Origin of the sequence: Burkholderia sp. BKH01, assembly GCF_025685725.1 — a bacterium.
In the GTDB taxonomy this organism is placed as follows: Bacteria; Pseudomonadota; Gammaproteobacteria; order Burkholderiales; family Burkholderiaceae; genus Burkholderia; species Burkholderia pyrrocinia_C.
Genome location: NZ_JAOTQT010000001.1, coordinates 206,089 through 223,183, shown reverse-complemented (window position 1 = coordinate 223,183; position 17,095 = coordinate 206,089). Strand labels below are relative to the sequence as shown.

Genomic DNA, 17,095 nt, shown 5'->3' with positions numbered 1-17,095 from the left:
GAAGGGGCGGGGAATCAGGCAGGGCTCAGCCACAGCGTGGCGAGCGGCGGCAGGTTCAGCGCTGCCGACCACGCCTCGCCGTGCGCGGGCACGGCCTCGGCCCATACGGCGCCATCGTTGCCGGCATTGGTGCCGCCGTACGATGCGGCATCGGTGTTCATCCGTTCGCGCCAGTGGCCGGGCGCCGGCAGCCCGACGCGGTAGCCGGTGCGCGGCACCGGCGTGAAGTTGCAGACGGCGACCACCAGGTGCCCCGCATCGTCGCGGCGCGCAAACGCGAACACGCTGTTGTCGCGGTCGTCGCCGATCAGCCAGGCGAAGCCGGCCGCGTGGCAGTCGAGCGCATGCAGCGCGGGTTCGGCCGCATACGTGCGGTTCAGGTCGCGCACGAGCCGCTGCACGCCGCGATGCGCGGGCGCGTCGAGCAGGTCCCAGTGCGGCGTCGAGTCGTGCGCGAATTCGGCCCATTGCGCGAACTCGCTGCCCATGAACAGCAGCTTCTTGCCGGGGTGCGCCCACATGAAGCCGAAGTACGCGCGCAGCGTCGCGAGCCGCTGCCATGCGTCGCCCGGCATCTTCGCGACGAGCGAGCCCTTGCCGTGCACGACCTCGTCGTGCGACAGCGGCAGCACGAAGCGCTCGGAGAACGCGTAGATGAGCCCGAACGTCATCCGGTCGTGGTGATAGCGGCGGTGGATGGGGTCCTCGCGCAGATACGCGAGCGTGTCGTGCATCCACCCCATGTTCCACTTGAAGTCGAAGCCGAGCCCGCCGTCGCCGGTCGGCGCGGTGACGCCGGGCCACGCGGTCGATTCCTCCGCGACGGTGACGACGCCGGGCGGCGCGGCCGCACCGTGCAGCGTGTCGTTCAGCATGCGCAGGAACGCGACCGATTCGAGGTTCTCGCGCCCGCCGTGCACGTTCGGCACCCATTCGCCTTCGTTGCGCGAATAGTCGCGGTACAGCATCGACGCGACCGCGTCGACGCGAATGCCGTCGACGTGATAGCGGCGCGCCCACGCGAGCGCCGACGCGACGAGGAACGCGCCGACCTCGGTGCGCCCGACGTTGAACACGCACGTGTGCCAGTCGGGATGCAGCCCTTCGCGCGGATCGGCATGCTCGTACAGCGCGGTGCCGTCGAACTGCGCGAGGCCGTGCGGATCGTCGGGGAAGTGCGCGGGCACCCAGTCGACGATCACGCCGATGCCGGCCGCATGCGCGCGGTCGACGAACCGCGCGAAACCGTCGACCGGCCCGAAGCGCGCGGACGGCGCGAACTGCGCGAGCGGCTGGTAGCCCCACGAGCCGCCGAATGGGTATTCGGCGATCGGCATGAACTCGACGTGCGTGAAGCCCATTCCGTGCACGTACGGAATCAGCCGCTCGGCAAGCTCGTCCCACGTCGCGCTGCGGTCCATCTCCTCGGGCACGCGCTGCCACGATTCCGCATGCACCTCGTAGATCGACCACGGCACGCGATAGCGGTCGGCGCGCGGCCGCGCATGTATCCAGGTGTCGTCGTGCCACGCGAACGCGTCGAGCGCCGCGACATCGGCGACGACGGACGCCGTGCGCGGCGGCGCTTCCGTCGCGCGCGCGCACGGATCGGCCTTGTGCGGCAGCACGCGCCCGTCGGCCGCGCGCAGCTCGTACTTGTAGCGCTCGCCCGCGCCGATGCCCGGCACGAACAGCTCCCACACGCCCGACGGCCGCCTCAGCCGCATCGGATGACGGCGGCCGTCCCATCCGTTGAAATCGCCGACCACCGACACACGCTGCGCGTTCGGCGCCCATACCGCGAAGCGCACGCCGTCGATGGCGTCGATGCGCGCGGGCGTCGCACCCAGGCAGTCGAGCACGGCGGCCGGATCGCCGGCCGCGAAGCGCGCGAGGGCCGCGTCGTCGAGCAGCGTGCCGAACGCATACGCGTCGTCGGTTACCTGCCGCGCGTTCGGCCAGTCGATCGCGAGCCGGTAACGGGGAATCGCGCCGTCGTGCGCGATCGTGCCGGCGAAGCAGCCGGCGCGGTCGACGCACGCGAGCGCGCCGAGTTCGCCGCCGTCCGGCGACAGCGCGCGCACGCGCTCGGCGCCGGGCAGCAACGCGCGCACGACGATCCGGTCGGCCTGCCCGTGCGGGCCGAGACACGCGAACGGATCGGGATGACGGCCGGCGAGCAGCGCGTCGATGTCGGCCTGTTCGAACAGCGTGTCGGTCATCGCGTTCCTCCGGGTTCGGGCGCGCTGCCGTCGTCGAGCAGGCGCTCGACGAGCGCCGCGAGCCCGCCGACCGGCACGCTCAGCCAGTCGGGCCGGTTCGCGGCCTCGTAGCACAGCTCGTACGACGCCTTGTCGATCAGGAACAGCGCGAGCAGGCGATCGGCATAACGCGGGTCGACGAAGCGTGCGGGCGCGAGCGCGGTGGCCGCGCGATAGCATTCGACGAAGCGGTCGGCGGCGGCCTGCCCGAAGCGGTCGAACAGCGCGCGCTTGCGGCCGGCCGCCTGCGGCGGCGCTTTTTCGATCGCGAATTGCGCGGTCGCGCTCACATACGACAGCGAGCGCAGGAAGCCGGCCACGTCGCGCAGCGGATGCGATTTCGCGCGGCGCCGTTCGAGCGGTCGCGCCGGTTCGCCTTCGAAGTCGATCAGCAGCGCGTCGCCCTGCACGTCGAGCACCTGGCCGAGGTGGAAATCGCCGTGGATCCGCGTGCATTGCGCGTCGAGCGTGCGCGGCACGAGTTCCCCGAGCGCGCGCACGGCGGCGTCGCGCGACGCGAGCAGCGCGTCGGCCGATGCGCGCATCGCGGGATCGAGCGCATCGAGTGCATCGAGCCGCGTGCGCAACACGTCGAGCGCGCGCTCGAACGACGCGATCGCGTCCACGCACCAGCCGCCGACGTGATCGGGTGTCGCGCGTTCCGGCGCGAACGCGGGATCGTCGGACGGCTGCGCAAGCGCGACATGCAACTGGCCGAGCCGCGTGCCGACGATGCCCGCGAACGCCGCATAACCGAGCAGCGCCTCGGGTTCCTCGTCCTCTTCCGCCGCTTCGTCTTCGTCGGCGGCCGGCAGCGCGAGCTCGTCGACCGCGCGCCGCAGGAAGTCGAACGAACGCGTCCACGCGTCGCCCTGGTTGTCGACGTAGCGCTGCAGGATCGCGACCGTGTGCGGCGTGCCGTCCGGATCGACGTGCACGACCTCGCCCGCGAGCGGCGCGGTGTTCGGGTAGCCGATGCGCGTCAGGTGCCGGCTCATTTCCGCTTCCGGATGCACGCCGTGCGCGACCTTGCGCACCAGTTTCAGCACGATCGCGTCGCCGATCACGAGCGAGCTGTTGCTTTGCTCGGCCGCGAGCCAGCGCACTTCGGCGTCGTCGCCGGGATCGAGCGCGGCGAGCGCGCTCTCCGGCAGGAACGCGAGCCGGCCGCCGTCGGAGGTCGGCACCGTCGCGCCGTCGCGCAGCTTGCGCAGCATCCCGCGCGCGAACGACGGCAGTGCGAACGCATCGGTCAGGTAGCCGACCGTATGGCCGCGCCGCACGCGCGCGAGCGCGAGCTGCGCGAACAGCGGCTGGGACGTCTCGCCGCCCCAGGCCGCCGCGAGCGGCACGATATAGCGTTCGACGCCGCCGTCGCTGGCGCTGACCCACGCCTCCGCATACTGGAACGCTTCGCCCGGCACCGGCGTGACGACGTTCAGCCATGCATCGCCGATCGCGCGATCCTTCGACGCGAACCAGCGCCGCCGCGCGAGCCACGACGCGAGCGCGTCGTGCGCGAGCGCGTGCAGCTGCCCGACGTCCGGCCGCGCGTCGCCGCGCCGCATCACGAGCGTCACGTATTCGGGCAGCGGCTCCGCATGCGGCTGCCGCCACGACGGCTCGCGGCCGTGCCCGGACAGCTCGAACCACAGGAACCCATACGGCGGAAAGGTGAGGAGATACGGGAGCTGGCCGATCGGCGGAAACGGCGAATCCGACGTCATCTCGATCGGCACGCGGCCCGCGAATTCCGACAGGTCGAGCTCGACCGCCTGCGACGCGCGCGACAGGTTCGCGACGCACAGCACCGGATCGCTGCCGTCCAGCTCGCGCAGGTACGCGAGCACCTTGCGGTTCTCCGGGCGCAGGAAACGGATCGTGCCGCGCCCGAACGCCTGCGTCGCGCGGCGCGTCGACAGGATGCGGCGCGTCCAGTTCAGCAGCGAATGCGGGTCGCGCGTCTGCGCCTCGACGTTGATCGCGTCATAGCCGTACAGCGAGCCCATCACCGGCGGCAGCACGAGCAGTTCGGGGTCGGCGCGCGAGAAGCCGCCGTTGCGATCCGACGACCACTGCATCGGCGTGCGCACGCCGTCGCGGTCGCCGAGGTGGATGTTGTCGCCCATCCCGAGCTCGTCGCCGTAGTAGATCACGGGCGTGCCGGGCATCGACAGCAGCAGCGAATTGATCAGCTCGATGCGGCGCCGGTCGCGTTCCATCAGCGGCGCGAGCCGGCGCCGGATGCCGAGGTTCAGTCGCGCGCGCCGGTCGCTCGCATAGGTCTGCCACAGCAGGTCGCGCTCCGAATCGGTCACCATCTCGAGCGTGAGTTCGTCGTGGTTGCGCAGGAACACGGCCCACTGGTTGCTCGGCGCGAGCGCGGGCGTCTGCCGCATGATGTCGACGATCGGGAAGCGGTCCTCGCTCGCGATCGACATGTAGATGCGCGGCATCAGCGGGAAGTGGAACGCCATATGGCATTCGTTCTCGTCGCCGAAGTATTCCTGCACGTCTTCCGGCCACTGGTTCGCTTCCGCGAGCAGCATCCGGTTCGGGTACTCGGCGTCGATCGTCGCGCGGATCCGTTTCAGGATCGCGTGCGTTTCCGGCAGGTTCTCGTTGTTCGTGCCTTCGCGCTCGACGAGATAGGGCACTGCGTCGAGCCGCAGCCCGTCGATGCCGAGATCGAGCCAGAAGCGCATCACCTGGATCACCTCGCGCACGACGGCCGGGTTGTCGAAGTTCAGGTCCGGCTGGTGCGAATAGAAGCGGTGCCAGTAGTACTGGCCGGCGATCGGGTCGTGCGTCCAGTTCGATGTTTCGGTATCGAGGAAGATGATCCGCGTGCCCGCGTATTTCGTGTCGGTGTCTGACCACACGTAGTAGTCGCGGTGCATCGAGCCCGGCTTCGCGCGCCGCGCGCGCTGGAACCACGGATGCTGGTCCGAGGTATGGTTGATCACCAGCTCGGTGATCACGCGGATGCCGCGCGCATGCGCTTCGCGGATGAAGCGCCGCACGTCGGCGAGCGTGCCGTAGTCGGGATGCACGTCGCGGTAGTCGGCGATGTCGTAGCCGTCGTCGCGGCGCGGCGACGGGTAGAACGGCAGCAGCCAGATCGTGTCGACGCCGAGTTCGGCGATGTAGTCGAGCTTCGCGATCAGGCCGGGGAAATCGCCGATGCCGTCGTTGTTCGAGTCGTAGAACGACTTCACGTGCACCTGGTAGATGATCGCGTCCTTGTACCACAGCGGATCGTCCGCGCAGAGCGCGGGCGCGCGGCGGCGCGCGCGGCGCCGGCGCGGCGTGCCGGCCGGCGCGAGCGACGGGAACTGCGCGCGGCGCACGTCGTCGAGGGAATCTTCGCGTTTCATCATCCGTGGGCTCCCGAAGGTCGTCGGGCGTCGTCGGGTCCGGGCGCGGCCGCCCGCGCGGCGCCCGGTGACGGCGCGAGCCGCCAGATCGCATACGGCCGCACGTGCGGATCGAGCGACACGTACTGGCGATGGCCGCGCCACGTCTGCGCGTGCGCGGCGTCCAGTTCGAGCGCGTCGAGCGGTTCGCCGTCGGCGAGCCCGAAGCCGCGCCACAGCGCTGCGTCGAGCGTGAAGTTCGCGGCCTGCGGATGCCACGGGTCGAGGCTGATCGCGACGGCGACGACGCTGTCGAACGCCGGCGTCGCCTTGACGAACACGAGCACGGCGTCGTTGTCCGCGTCGGCGAAGGTCAGGCCGAGATGCGTCTGCAGCGCCGCGTGGTCGCGCCGTGCGCGGTTCAGCCGCGCGACTTCGGCGCCGATGTGCGCGGCGCGGCTCCAGTCGCGCGCGCGCAGCTCGTACTTCTCCGCGTTCGCGTATTCCTCGCTGTCCGGCAGCGGCGCCGATTCGCCGAGCTCGAAACCCGAGTACATGCCCCATGAACCGGCCAGCGTCGCCGCGAGCGCCGCGCGGATCACGAACTGCGTGTGCGGCGCGTTCTGCAGGTGGCGCGGGTTGATGTCGGGCGTGTTGACGAAGAAATTCGGCCGGAAGAAGTCGCGCGCGGGCCCGGTCGTCAGCTCGGTCAGGTAGTCGATGAACTCGCGCTTCGTCTCGCGCCAGGTGAAGTACGTGTAGGACTGCGAGAAGCCGACCTTCGCGAGCCGGTACATCATCGCCGGCCGCGTAAACGCTTCGGACAGGAACACGACGTCCGGATGCCGGCCGCGCACGTCGTCGATCATCCACGCCCAGAACGGCAGCGGCTTCGTGTGCGGGTTGTCGACGCGGAAGATCCGCACGCCCGCGTCGACCCAGAACAGCACGGCGTCGCGCAGCGCGAGCCACAGGCCGGGCTGTGCGTCCGGCGCATAGAAATCGGGGTTCACGATGTCCTGGTAGCGCTTCGGCGGGTTTTCCGCGAAGCGCAGCGAGCCGTCGGGCCGCCACGCGAACCAGCCCGGATGCGCGGCGAGCCACGGGTGGTCGGGCGAGCACTGGATCGCGAAATCCAGCGCGATCTCGAGCCCGTGAACGCGCGCGGCCTCGACCAGCGCGCGGAACGATTCGAGCGTGCCGAGCTGCGGGTGCACGGCCGTGTGGCCGCCGTCGGGCGAGCCGATCGCGTACGGGCTGCCGACATCGTCGGGGCCGGCTTTCAGGCTGTTGTTGCGGCCCTTGCGCGCGGCGGTGCCGATCGGGTGGATCGGCGGGAAATACAGCACGTCGAAACCCATGTCGCGAATGCGCGGCAAGTGCGCGATCACGTCGTCGAACGTGCCGTGCCGATGCGGATCGTCGCTCGCCGAGCGCGGGAACATCTCGTACCAGCTCGAGAAGCGCGCCGCGCGGCGCTCGACGTCGACCGGATAGATGGTTTCGTCATGCGTGACGAACGGGCGGTAGCGCAGCGCGGCGAACGCGTCGGCCAGCGGCGGCGCGCCGAGCAGCGCGAGCCGCTCGGCGGGCGGCGCGTCCCGGAACCCGGCGACGAGGCGCTCCATGTGCGGAACCGCGCGCGCATCGGCCGGATCGGCGAGCTTGAGTGCGGTCGCGAGCAGCAGCTGGGCTTCGCGAAGTTCAAGCGTCACGTCCTGGCCGGCCGCGTGTTTTTTCGCGATGTCGTCGGCGAGCGACGCCCAGTCGTCGCGCCACGCGATCACGCGAAATGTGTGGCGGCCGAGCCGGTCGAGCATGATGCACGCGTGCCAGCGGTCGTTCGGCTCGGCTTCGAACGGCACTTCGCGCCAGTCGTCGTCGCCTTCCGCGCGCCACTGGAGCGCGGCCGCGAGATGCGCGTGCCCGTCGGAGAAGATCGATGCATGCACGACGAGCGGTTCGCCGATCACGCGCTTGACCGCGAAGCGGCCGCCGTCGACCGACGGCTCGACGCGCTCGATCGCGATCCGGTCGGCCGCGAGCGCGGCCGACAGCACCGTGCGTTCGCGCGCGGCGTCGGGGCGTGTCGTGACGGGCGGGGCGCGCCGGGCATCCAGCAGCGCGTGCGCACCGGGCGCGAGCGTGAAGGCTTCGAGCGCGGCAGGCGGGTGGGTTGGCGCGCCGTCCTGCGTCACGACGCGCGTGAAACTGCCGGGCACACCGGGCAGGATCGCGGCGGGATCGACGGTCGCAGCCGTGTCGAGATCGGGATTCAACGCGATCAGCAGTGCCGCTTCGTCATGTTCGAGCGAGGGCCCGCTGCCGCGCAGCAGCACCGTCGCGGTTGCGTCGGGCGCGCTCAACTGCGCGATTTCGCCGCGCGCGGCTGCCACGGGCGTCGCGCGGCGCCACGCGTTCGCTTCGGCGATCGCGCCCGACAGGTCGAAGCGCGCGCGCTCGAACGCGGTGCGGTAGCGATCGGCATCCGCGTCGCGCGACATCAGCGGCAGTGCGACGCCGCGCTCGAAGCCCATCGGCGCGAGCCAGCCGGTGCCGACGGCCGCGGCCGTCCACAGTGCGCGGCGATACGCGCGTGCGACGGCGTCGTCCGGTGCGTCGGGCCAGTCGTCGGCGAGGCGCGGGCCGTCGAACGCATCGGGAAACGCGATCGGCGAGCCGATGCGCCGCAGCAGCCGGTGTTCGTCGGCGAACCACGGTGCGCGCAGGTCCCACCAGCGCACCGATGAGAACACCGCATCGAACCCGGCCGCTTCGAGCTGCGCGAGCGCGTCGCGCGCATGGCCGGGCACGCCGGCGAGCACCGCGGCGTCCGGGCGCGTGCGGCGCAGCGCCGCGCGCCAGCCGGGCCACCAGTTGGCCGGCAGATGATGCGGCGCGTCGACCAGGAAGCCGGCCGCGCCCGCGTCCGCAAAGGCGGCGAGGTGCGCGCACCACCACGCCGACAGCGCGGCGCGCGCCGCGTCGTCGCCGAGGTTCGCGTGCACGACATCCAGCACGTGCGCGGTACCGCGCGGGTCGATCAGCGCATCGTCGTGCGTGCGCTCGACGTACCATTCAGGATGCGCGGCGCGCAGCGGGTTCTCGCGCGCGATGCGGTCCGGCACGACTTCGAGCAGCATGCGCAGCCCGTGGCCGTGCGCGAGCTGCGCGAGCCGCGAGAACGTTTCGAGCGCGCTCGCGCGCGTCGCGAACGTGTGGGCCGGGCGATGGAAATCGGCCACGTGGCGCGGGAAACCGGCGACGCTCGCGGCCCAGAATCCACCGACCAGCACGTGATCGAAACCCATTCCCGCGATATGCGCGAAGGTCTGCCCCCACGCGTCGAGCGGCCCGACGAGGCGGGCGTCGCAAAAATAGATGTGCGGAGCGAAGGTCGGCGTGGAGTCCATGGCGCTGGGCGTGCGGGCGGCGGCGGTCGGTGACGCCGGGTTGCCGCAACGCGTGTGCCTGCCGTGCGGAGTCCCGTGCGGCAGGGCGCGCGCGGGAAGGTGGTGCTCGGGGACTGTCGTTTTTACATGATCGAGGAACGGTCGGACGCGGAAACGTGCACTGCGCGGCGTCGAACTGCCCGACGTGTACGCGGCGGGTACGCGGCCGGTGCCGGCCGGCACCGGGAACGGCGCGTGCGCATGGGCCCGCCGGGGCGCGCGGCGGCCACGCGGCGTGCATGTGCTGCATCGTCACCGCCGACAGGCAAAGGAGGCCACCGTGCAACATCGACAGGACGCACAGATTCTCGATCCGTATCGCGGCCACGAGATTCGCGTGTGGGCATGGCGCAACGACAGCGGCGCGTGGCGCGACGAGGTGCAGGTGTATGTCGGCGGCGCGCGCATCGAGCTGGTCGAGCCGGCGCCCGCCGGCGCCGAATGGCTGACCGAGAACGAAGCATTGCGCGCGGGCGTCGAGCGCGGCCGTTATCTGATCGACAAGCGCATCGACGACGACTGACCGGCATCGCGCTCGCGCGCCGGTGTTGCGTTTCTTGACAGCTTTGACGCCCGCCGGCCTCGGGCCGGCGGCGCGTCGCACGTTACGCGCACCCGCCATTCATGGCTGCCGCTGCGATCGCGACGTGCACTTTTCGTGCAAGCCCGAGTGCGACATGGCGACCTCGACGCGAATCCGGCGCACGCGATTGTGGAGAGCTGGACGTCTCAGGGCCGCGCGGCGATTTCATCCAGATGCCACAGCAGATCCGCCGGATCGTCATACACGCGCAGCGCGCCCGCGCGTTCCAGTTCGTCGCTGCCGTAGCCGCCCGACAGCAGCCCGACGCCGAGCGCGCGGCAGCGGCTGGCGGCGAGCATGTCCCAGATGCTGTCGCCGACGACCACCGTGTGTTCGATCGGCACGTTCAGCTGCGCGGCCGCGGTCAGGAACAGGTCGGGGTCCGGTTTCGCATATTTCACCTGGTCGCGCGTGACGACGACGTTCTTTGCCGGATCGACGCCGAGCGCCTCGAGATTGATGGCGGCCGTTTCCATCCGCCCGCTGGTGGCGATCGCCCAGCGGATGCCCGCGCTCGACAGCGCGGCAAGCAACTCGCGCGCGCCCGGCAGCGGCCGAACCTGCGCGCGCAGCCGCTGGTACGCGGCCGCATGCAGCCGGGCGAGCCGTTCGACGCGCTCGGCGTCGATGTCACCCGCCGTCTCGCGCAGCAGCTGATTCAGGAACAGGCCGCCGCTCATCCCGATCTTGCGGTGGATGCGCCACACCGACAGTTCGATGCCCTCGGCGTCGAGCGCTTCCTTCCACGCGAGCACGTGCTGATAGACGCTGTCGACGAGCGTGCCGTCGAGATCGAACAGAAAAGACGTTTCAATGCGCATGTGAACCTCCTGGCTCGATAGGGTTCGAGCGAATCGCCCGTGAAAATCCTGCCGACACATTATCGGCGCGCGGCCATGTCATGGCGATGTCCCGTGGCCCCAACATGCCGTGCCGCGACGAGTCAAGCGCCGCTGGTACAATCGCGGCGATGCGCCGGGCCGGGTTTTCCGCGCCGTACGCGCCCCCAACCCTCGTCTCGTCGATTCCAGGTATGGCAACACCGGACGCCGTCAGTTCCAGTCAGTCGTGGTGGGGCGTATTGGCCCTCGCACTCACCGCCTTCATCTTCAATACCACCGAATTCGTGCCCGTCGCGCTGCTCAGCGCGATCGGCGACAGCCTGCACATGCAGCCGACCGACGTCGGCCTGATGCTGACGATCTACGCGTGGGCCGTCGCGGTCGTGTCGCTGCCGCTGACGCTGGTCACGCGTCATGTCGAGCGCCGCAGGCTGCTGGTCTGGGCGCTGGCGGTGTTCATCGTCAGCCATGTCGTCACCGGTGTCGCGTGGAATTTCGCGGTGCTGATGGTTGGCCGGCTGGGCATCGCTTGCGCGCACGCGGTGTTCTGGTCGATTTCCGTCCCGCTGGCCGTGCGGCTCGCGCCGAGCGACCGGAAAAGCCGCGCGCTCAGCCTGTTGGCGATGGGCACGTCGATCGCGATGGTGGCCGGCATTCCGCTCGGGCGCGTGATCGGCGAGGCGTTCGGCTGGCGCGTCACGTTCCTGATCATCGCGGGCGCGGCGGGCATTGCGTTGCTGCTGCTGCGCGCGACGTTGCCGGAACTCCCGAGCCAGGGCGCCGGATCCGTCGGCAGCATCGGCGTGTTTCTGCGCAAGCCGGCGCTGGTGGCGCTGTACGCGATCACCGTGCTCGTCGTATCCGCGCACTTCACGTCGTACACGTACATCGAGCCCTTCGTCCAGAGCGTGAACCACGCGAGCAGCAGCCGGATCACGTATGTCCTGATCCTGTTCGGCATCGCCGGCATGCCGGCCGCGATCTGCTTCAATCGCCTCTATCCGCACCAGCCGGACAAGTTCCTGCTGGCGTCGATCGTCGCGTTGTCGGGCTGCCTGCTGATCCTGTTCCCGTGCGCGCTGAATATCGTCACGCTGTCCGTGCATACGCTGGTCTGGGGCGGGGCGATCGTCTGTTTCGGCCTCGCGATGCAGGCGTGGGTGCTGAAGCTGGCGCCGGAGGGGACCGACCTGGCCGTGTCGATCTTCTCGGGCCTGTACAACGTTGGCATCGGCGCCGGCGCGCTGCTCGGCAACCATATCGCCGGCGACTTCGGGCTGCCGTGGGTCGGCACCTTCGGCGGCGTGGTCGGCGCGCTCGCGGTCGGGATCGCGTGGCTCGCGTTGCGCCTTCACGCGAAACGGGCGGTGGTGGAGCCAACGGCGGCCACCGGCGTGCAGTGAAGGCGGCAGCGGCTCGATGCATTCGCTCCCGTTGCAGACCGGGATGCGCGAACCGACAGCGCGCAGCAAGTTCGTGCTGTCGGTTCGCGTTGTCAGTCCGGTGACGCAACGATGAACGGCCACCGTATTTCGGATCGCGCTTCAGGCGTCATGCAATCGAATAGCCGCCGTCGGCCACGAGCGCATGCCCCGACACATAGCTGGAATCGTCCGATGCGAGGAACGCGACGATCGTCGCCATCTCCTCGGCGGACCCCCACCGTCCTGCCGGTGTCGCCGCGGCAAAGCTCTGCCGTGCATCGTCCGACGGCCAGATGCCGCGATGATGGAACGGCGTTTCGATCAGCCCGGGGCACAGTGCGTTGACGCGCACGCCTCGCCTGAACCACTCGATCGAAGCCGTCTTCGTCATCCCGATCACCGCGTGCTTGCTCGCGATATAGACCGACGCATTCTCGAAGCCGATGAGGCCGCCCATCGACGCGTTGTTGATGATGCTCCCCGAACCCTGGCGCAGCATGATTTCGGCCGCGTATTTCATCGAATTGAACACCCCGCGCACGTTCGGTTCGAACACCATGTCGAATCGTTCGGCATCCTGCTCGAGCAGCGGCGCGAACACGCCTTCCGTGCCGGCATTGTTGAACGCGATGTCGAGGCGTCCATAGGTCGAAACCGTGAAATCGAAGAGCTTGCGGAGATCGTCTTCATTCGCGACGTCCGCGACGAAGGCGCTCGCTTCGCCGCCGGCGGCCGTGATTTCTTCGACCAGTCGATCCAGTTCGGTCTTGCGACGTGCGGAAACGACGACCTTCGCGCCGCGACGCGCGAGTTCGATCGCGGATGCGCGGCCAATGCCGGAACTGGCGCCCGTCACCAGTGCGATGCGGCCCTCGAGTCGAGCCGGATGTGTGCTTGCGTTCATGATGAGATTCTCCACAGTGGTTGACCATCCACGTCAGGACGACGTCTGACGCTCATTGTGGTCGTTCGCCGGTCGCAAAAAAATGGAACAATGGCGCATTCAGAATTCCCGTTATGGGAATTAAAATCGCTTCTTCGCGAGCGTCAAAGGGGTTCCTCATGCTCAACCGGCTCGACATCCTGAAGATCTTTTCCGCGGCGGCCGCGGCGCCCACGTTCCGCGAGGCAGCCGCGCGTCTCGGTGTGTCGCCGCAGGTCGTGACGCGCGCGGTGCGCGAACTGGAGGAGATGCTGGGCGAAACCCTGTTCCACCGGACGACCCGCAGTATCCGGATTACGGCCTTCGGCCAGTCGTTTGCGCTTGAAGCGCAGGCGGCGCTTTCTGCCGTCGACGGGCTGTTCGGGGCCGCGAACGGTCAGGTCGACGAACCGGTCGGCGTTGTCAGGATCACGGCCCCGTCAGGCATGGGGCGTCATTACGTGCAGCCGGTCCTGACCGATCTCATGCAGCGGTATCCGGGGCTCGTGCCTGACCTGCGGCTGTCGGATGTGCCGTCGCCGGTGGTCGACGAACAAATCGACATCGGCGTGCGGGTCGGGGCGATCGGAGATAACCGCTTTGTCGCGCGAATGGTCGGGCCGTTGCCGATGTGGGTCGTTGGCGCCACGTCGTTGATCAAACGGCTGGGGGAGCCGAAAAACCTCAAGGCACTCGAATCGATGCCGGTGACGTGCCTGATCGACCGCGCGAGCGGTCGGGCGTGGCCGTGGATTTTTCGCGGGGAGCAGCAATTCAAGCCCGTGTCGCCGGCCTATCTGACGGACGATGCGGAAGGCGAGATCGACGCCGTGTGCGCAGGGCTGGGATTCGGCCAGTGCTCGGAATATCTCGTCCGGCCGTACATCAAGAAGGGGCGCCTCGTGCGGTTGCTGCCGAGCCTCGAACCCGAACCGTGGAAGTTGCACGTCTATCGGCCGCGGCGTGGCCCGATGCCCCGGCGTATCCGGGTGGTGTACGACGAACTGGTGGCGAAGCTGGCGCAGGCAACGTGGCGAGGATAGCCGGTGGCGCAGCGTTTCCCGGCGATGAATCAAATCGTGGCGAAGTGGAGTGAACTTCCGGTTTCGCGATAAACCTGCAATAACCATCCGGATTGTTTCTGTTTGGTCGAGTGTTTCTCCAAAGATTGGATTTTTCCTGCTAATTATTCAAATCATCAACGATAAAACACTCCAGATCCGAAAAACCGTTATCTCCCAGTATTTGACCGCATGCTGCAAAGATTGAAACAGGGAAAGAAACGTCATTAATCTGCGTACGCGTGCGAAGCGAGCCGCGCGCGCCATTCACAACAACCGGGAGACGGAGATGAAGGGCAGAAATAATTTAGGAATATTGATGATGTGCCTCGTTGCAGCGGCGATAGGCTTGTCCGCATGTGGCGGCGACGATGTCGGTTCGTCGCCGGCAACGGGCACGTCGGCGACAGGGGCGAAGTCGACCGCTGGAACGATGCCAATGACCGGAGGCAGCGGAACCACGGGTACGTCGCCGACGGCGATGCAGCAGATCGCGGTGAATCCGCCGCCGATGGGCTGGTCGTCGTGGAACAGTCTCGAGGAAAACGTCAGCTTCGATACGATCAAGGCCCAGGCCGACGGGCTGGCCGCGCTGAATGCGAACCTCGCGACGGGCAACAAGTACCAGTATGTGAATATCGACGAAGGCTGGTGGACGTCCAGAAAGCGTGACGCGAACGGCAACTTCATCCTCAACGTCGACATGAACGGCAATCGCACCAACCAATGGCCGGGCGGGATGAAGGCGATGGCCAATTACATTCACGGCAAGGGGTTGAAGGCCGGAATCTATATCGACGCGGGTCCGCAGGGCTGCGGAAACACGAACGGCACGCATTTTGTCGGCAGCGATTACGCGCACTACGATCATGATTTCCTGCAGTTCGCGCAATGGGGCTACGACTTCGTCAAGGTCGACTGGTGTGGCGGCAGCGCGGCCGGATACGATCCCCAGCAAGCCTATACGGCGATATCGCAGGCGATTCAGAAAGCCTATGCCGCCACCGGAAAACTGCTGGTGCTGAACATGTGCGACTGGGGCACGCGCGGCAAAAGCGGATATCCGGACGCCGGCCTCGGGCCGTGGGACTGGGCGGCCGGCATCGCAACGTCGTGGCGGACGACGGGCGATATCTACGGGCCGGGGAGCGGTGTTCCGAACTTCGGCTCCGTGCTGGGCAACTTCAGCGGCAACTATCATCCCGAAGGCCAGCACACCGGTTACTACAACGATCCGGACATGATGGTGGCCGGCATGGGCATGACGGCGGCGAACGACCTCGCGCACGTGAATCTGTGGGCCATTGCCGGCGCGCCGATGATTCTCGGCAACGATCTGTCGAAGACACTCTCGGGCGATACGGTGAGCCTGCTCACCAATCCCGAGCTGATCGCGATCGACCAGGACATGCTGGGCCTGCAGGGATTGAAGGTCGCGGATGCCAATGGGCGGCAGGTCTGGGCGAAGCTGCTGGCCGGTGCCGGGAAGCGCGCCGTTCTGCTGTTCAACAACGGTACGGCGGCAAGCGACATGACCGTTACGTGGCAGCAACTGGGTTTCGCCGCGGGTACTTCGGCCACCGTCCGCGATATCTGGGCGCACAAGGATCTCGGCACGGCCACCGGTTCCTATACGGTCGCGAGCGTGCCCGCCGGCGGCACCGTGATGCTGGCGCTGGGCGGCACGGACCTTCCGTCGACGACGTACCTGCCGGGCACGTTGACGGGCGGCGCGTCGTATTCGGACTGCCCTGCCTGCGCAAGCGGGACGAAGGTCACCGGGTTGGGTGCGGTGACGTTCAATAACGTGACCTCGCAAACGGCAGGCGGCTACATTCAGATCGCCTACCAGAACACCGGAACGGAAACCGTCAAGGCGCAGCTTGGTGCAAACGGCGGAAACGGAACGACGCTCGCGTTTCCGCCCACGGGCAGTGCGATCGGCACGGTGACGGCCTTCGTCAACCTGCAGTCGGGGCAGAACACGTTGACCTTGTCGAGCCTCGACGGTACGACTGCGTCGCCCGCGATCACGTCGATCGCCGTGGTGGCCGGGCCGGTGAAGGTGCCGCCACCGCCGCCGTTGGCCTATGAGGCCGAGGCCGCCGGCAACACGCTCGGCGGTGCGGCGCGCGTGTCGTCGTGCGGCGCCTGTTCCGGCGGACAGGACGTCGGCTATATCGGGAACGGTGACGGCACCAGCAACGGAACGCTGACGATCAACGGCATCTCGGTTGCGGCGGACGGCACGTACAGCGTCGCGATCGCTTACGTGAACGGCGATTCGGCACCGCGGAACGCGCAGCTCAGTTTCGACGGTGCAGCGCCGATCTCCGTGGCGTTCCCGTCGACCGGCGGGTGGGGGAACGTATCGACGCTGACGGTGACGGGCGCGTTCAAACAGGGCGGCGCCAACACGCTGAAGTTCTCCAACCCGACGGGCTGGGCACCCGACATCGACGGAATCGCCGCACCGACGAGGCAATAACGTGCGCGTGGCGCGGCCAACCGGTCACGGGCGGTCGCGCCATCTCCGGGTGCGGACCTGACGAGTTCGTCGCCCCGCGTCGGAAGGCACGTGGAAAGCCGACATATTGCGGCATCATCATGGAGCCGACGCACCCGCACCCGGTGCCCGACAATCGACTGGAGACCCTGCATGCCGATACCCCGGATTGAAACGCGCGACGCCATGGGCGACCCCGATGTCGTCTATTTGAACCCGGATCACGTGCTCTGGATGTCGCAGCCGACCGCCGCGCAGCGGCGGCCGGACAGCATGGCCATTCGCGTGGACGATCGCGTCAAGGGCGGCACGCTGCTGATGGCCGACCATCCGCCGGCCACCCGGCTCCTGCATGACCTCGGCCCGTTCGTGACGGTGACGCTGGCGAACCCGTCGTCCGACTATCCGGACGGTCTCGTGCATATTCGTGCGCATGCGATCGTCAAGATCGCGACGGACGAGCCCGACAAGCCGCTGGCCGACCGGACGCTGGGCTGGGTCCATGTCCAGGACGGTTCGGCTTTCAAGGCCAAGGATTACGCCGGCGTGGCCGCGCAATGGCAGGCGTCGGTCGCAGCGGCTGGCCGCTGACCGGATATTCACGCGGGCGGGACGAAGCAGCGGCCCGTCGCGCCGCCGCGGTCCGGCCACGTTTCCCCTCAGGAAAACCCTGACCTTCCCGCGACGA

10 protein-coding genes are annotated in these 17,095 nt (G+C 68.4%); 5 read left to right on the top strand and 5 right to left on the bottom strand.

All coding sequences use genetic code 11. The features are described 5' to 3' along the window. Positions 1–14: 14 nt before the first annotated feature. Genes glgB through OEJ37_RS01000 form a run of 3 tightly spaced genes read right to left on the bottom strand, consistent with a single transcriptional unit; the run spans position 15 to position 9,030 of the window. Entirely contained in the window at positions 15–2,222 is a 2,208-nt protein-coding gene (gene glgB / locus OEJ37_RS01010; protein ID WP_263342881.1) for a 1,4-alpha-glucan branching protein GlgB, read from the bottom strand. Next, a complete protein-coding gene (gene treS / locus OEJ37_RS01005; protein ID WP_263343139.1) occupies positions 2,219–5,638 on the bottom strand; it encodes a maltose alpha-D-glucosyltransferase in 3,420 nt (1,139 codons plus the stop codon). The genes glgB and treS overlap by 4 nt, the downstream gene beginning before the upstream one ends. Further along, positions 5,638–9,030 (bottom strand): maltotransferase domain-containing protein, encoded by a 3,393-nt coding sequence (locus OEJ37_RS01000; RefSeq protein ID WP_263342880.1) that lies wholly within the window; start codon positions 9,028–9,030, stop codon positions 5,638–5,640. The genes treS and OEJ37_RS01000 overlap by 1 nt, the downstream gene beginning before the upstream one ends. A gap of 319 nt (positions 9,031–9,349) precedes the next feature. Between OEJ37_RS01000 and OEJ37_RS00995 the strand changes: the two genes are divergently transcribed. Then, positions 9,350–9,592, top strand: a complete 243-nt coding sequence (locus OEJ37_RS00995; RefSeq protein ID WP_174418570.1) for a DUF6566 family protein — start codon at positions 9,350–9,352, stop codon at positions 9,590–9,592. A 206-nt stretch (positions 9,593–9,798) separates the two neighbouring features. On the opposite strand, the gene OEJ37_RS00990 is transcribed toward OEJ37_RS00995, so the two are convergent. Then, positions 9,799–10,473, bottom strand: coding sequence for an HAD family hydrolase (locus OEJ37_RS00990; protein ID WP_047904178.1), 675 nt, complete (start codon positions 10,471–10,473; stop codon positions 9,799–9,801). 212 nt (positions 10,474–10,685) lie between these two features. Between OEJ37_RS00990 and OEJ37_RS00985 the strand changes: the two genes are divergently transcribed. Then, positions 10,686–11,897, top strand: a complete 1,212-nt coding sequence (locus OEJ37_RS00985; RefSeq protein ID WP_263342878.1) for a sugar transporter — start codon at positions 10,686–10,688, stop codon at positions 11,895–11,897. A 148-nt stretch (positions 11,898–12,045) separates the two neighbouring features. Here the strand turns inward: OEJ37_RS00985 and OEJ37_RS00980 are convergent, their stop codons facing one another. Then, positions 12,046–12,822 carry an SDR family NAD(P)-dependent oxidoreductase gene (locus tag OEJ37_RS00980; protein WP_263342876.1) on the bottom strand — a complete coding sequence of 259 codons (777 nt, stop codon included), beginning with the start codon at positions 12,820–12,822 and terminating at the stop codon, positions 12,046–12,048. Positions 12,823–12,980: 158 nt separating this feature from the next. On the opposite strand from OEJ37_RS00980, the gene OEJ37_RS00975 reads away from it, so the two are divergent. From OEJ37_RS00975 to OEJ37_RS00965, 3 genes are all read left to right on the top strand, one after another. Beyond that, on the top strand, positions 12,981–13,883 hold the full coding sequence (locus OEJ37_RS00975) for a LysR family transcriptional regulator (protein ID WP_263342875.1): 903 nt from the start codon (positions 12,981–12,983) through the stop codon (positions 13,881–13,883). A 307-nt stretch (positions 13,884–14,190) separates the two neighbouring features. Next, positions 14,191–16,389 carry an alpha-galactosidase gene (locus OEJ37_RS00970; protein ID WP_263342874.1) on the top strand — a complete coding sequence of 733 codons (2,199 nt, stop codon included), beginning with the start codon at positions 14,191–14,193 and terminating at the stop codon, positions 16,387–16,389. Positions 16,390–16,593: 204 nt separating this feature from the next. Continuing rightward, complete coding sequence (locus OEJ37_RS00965) at positions 16,594–16,998, top strand: hypothetical protein (RefSeq protein WP_174418574.1); 405 nt, start codon at positions 16,594–16,596, stop codon at positions 16,996–16,998. The last annotated feature ends 97 nt before the right edge of the window (positions 16,999–17,095 follow it).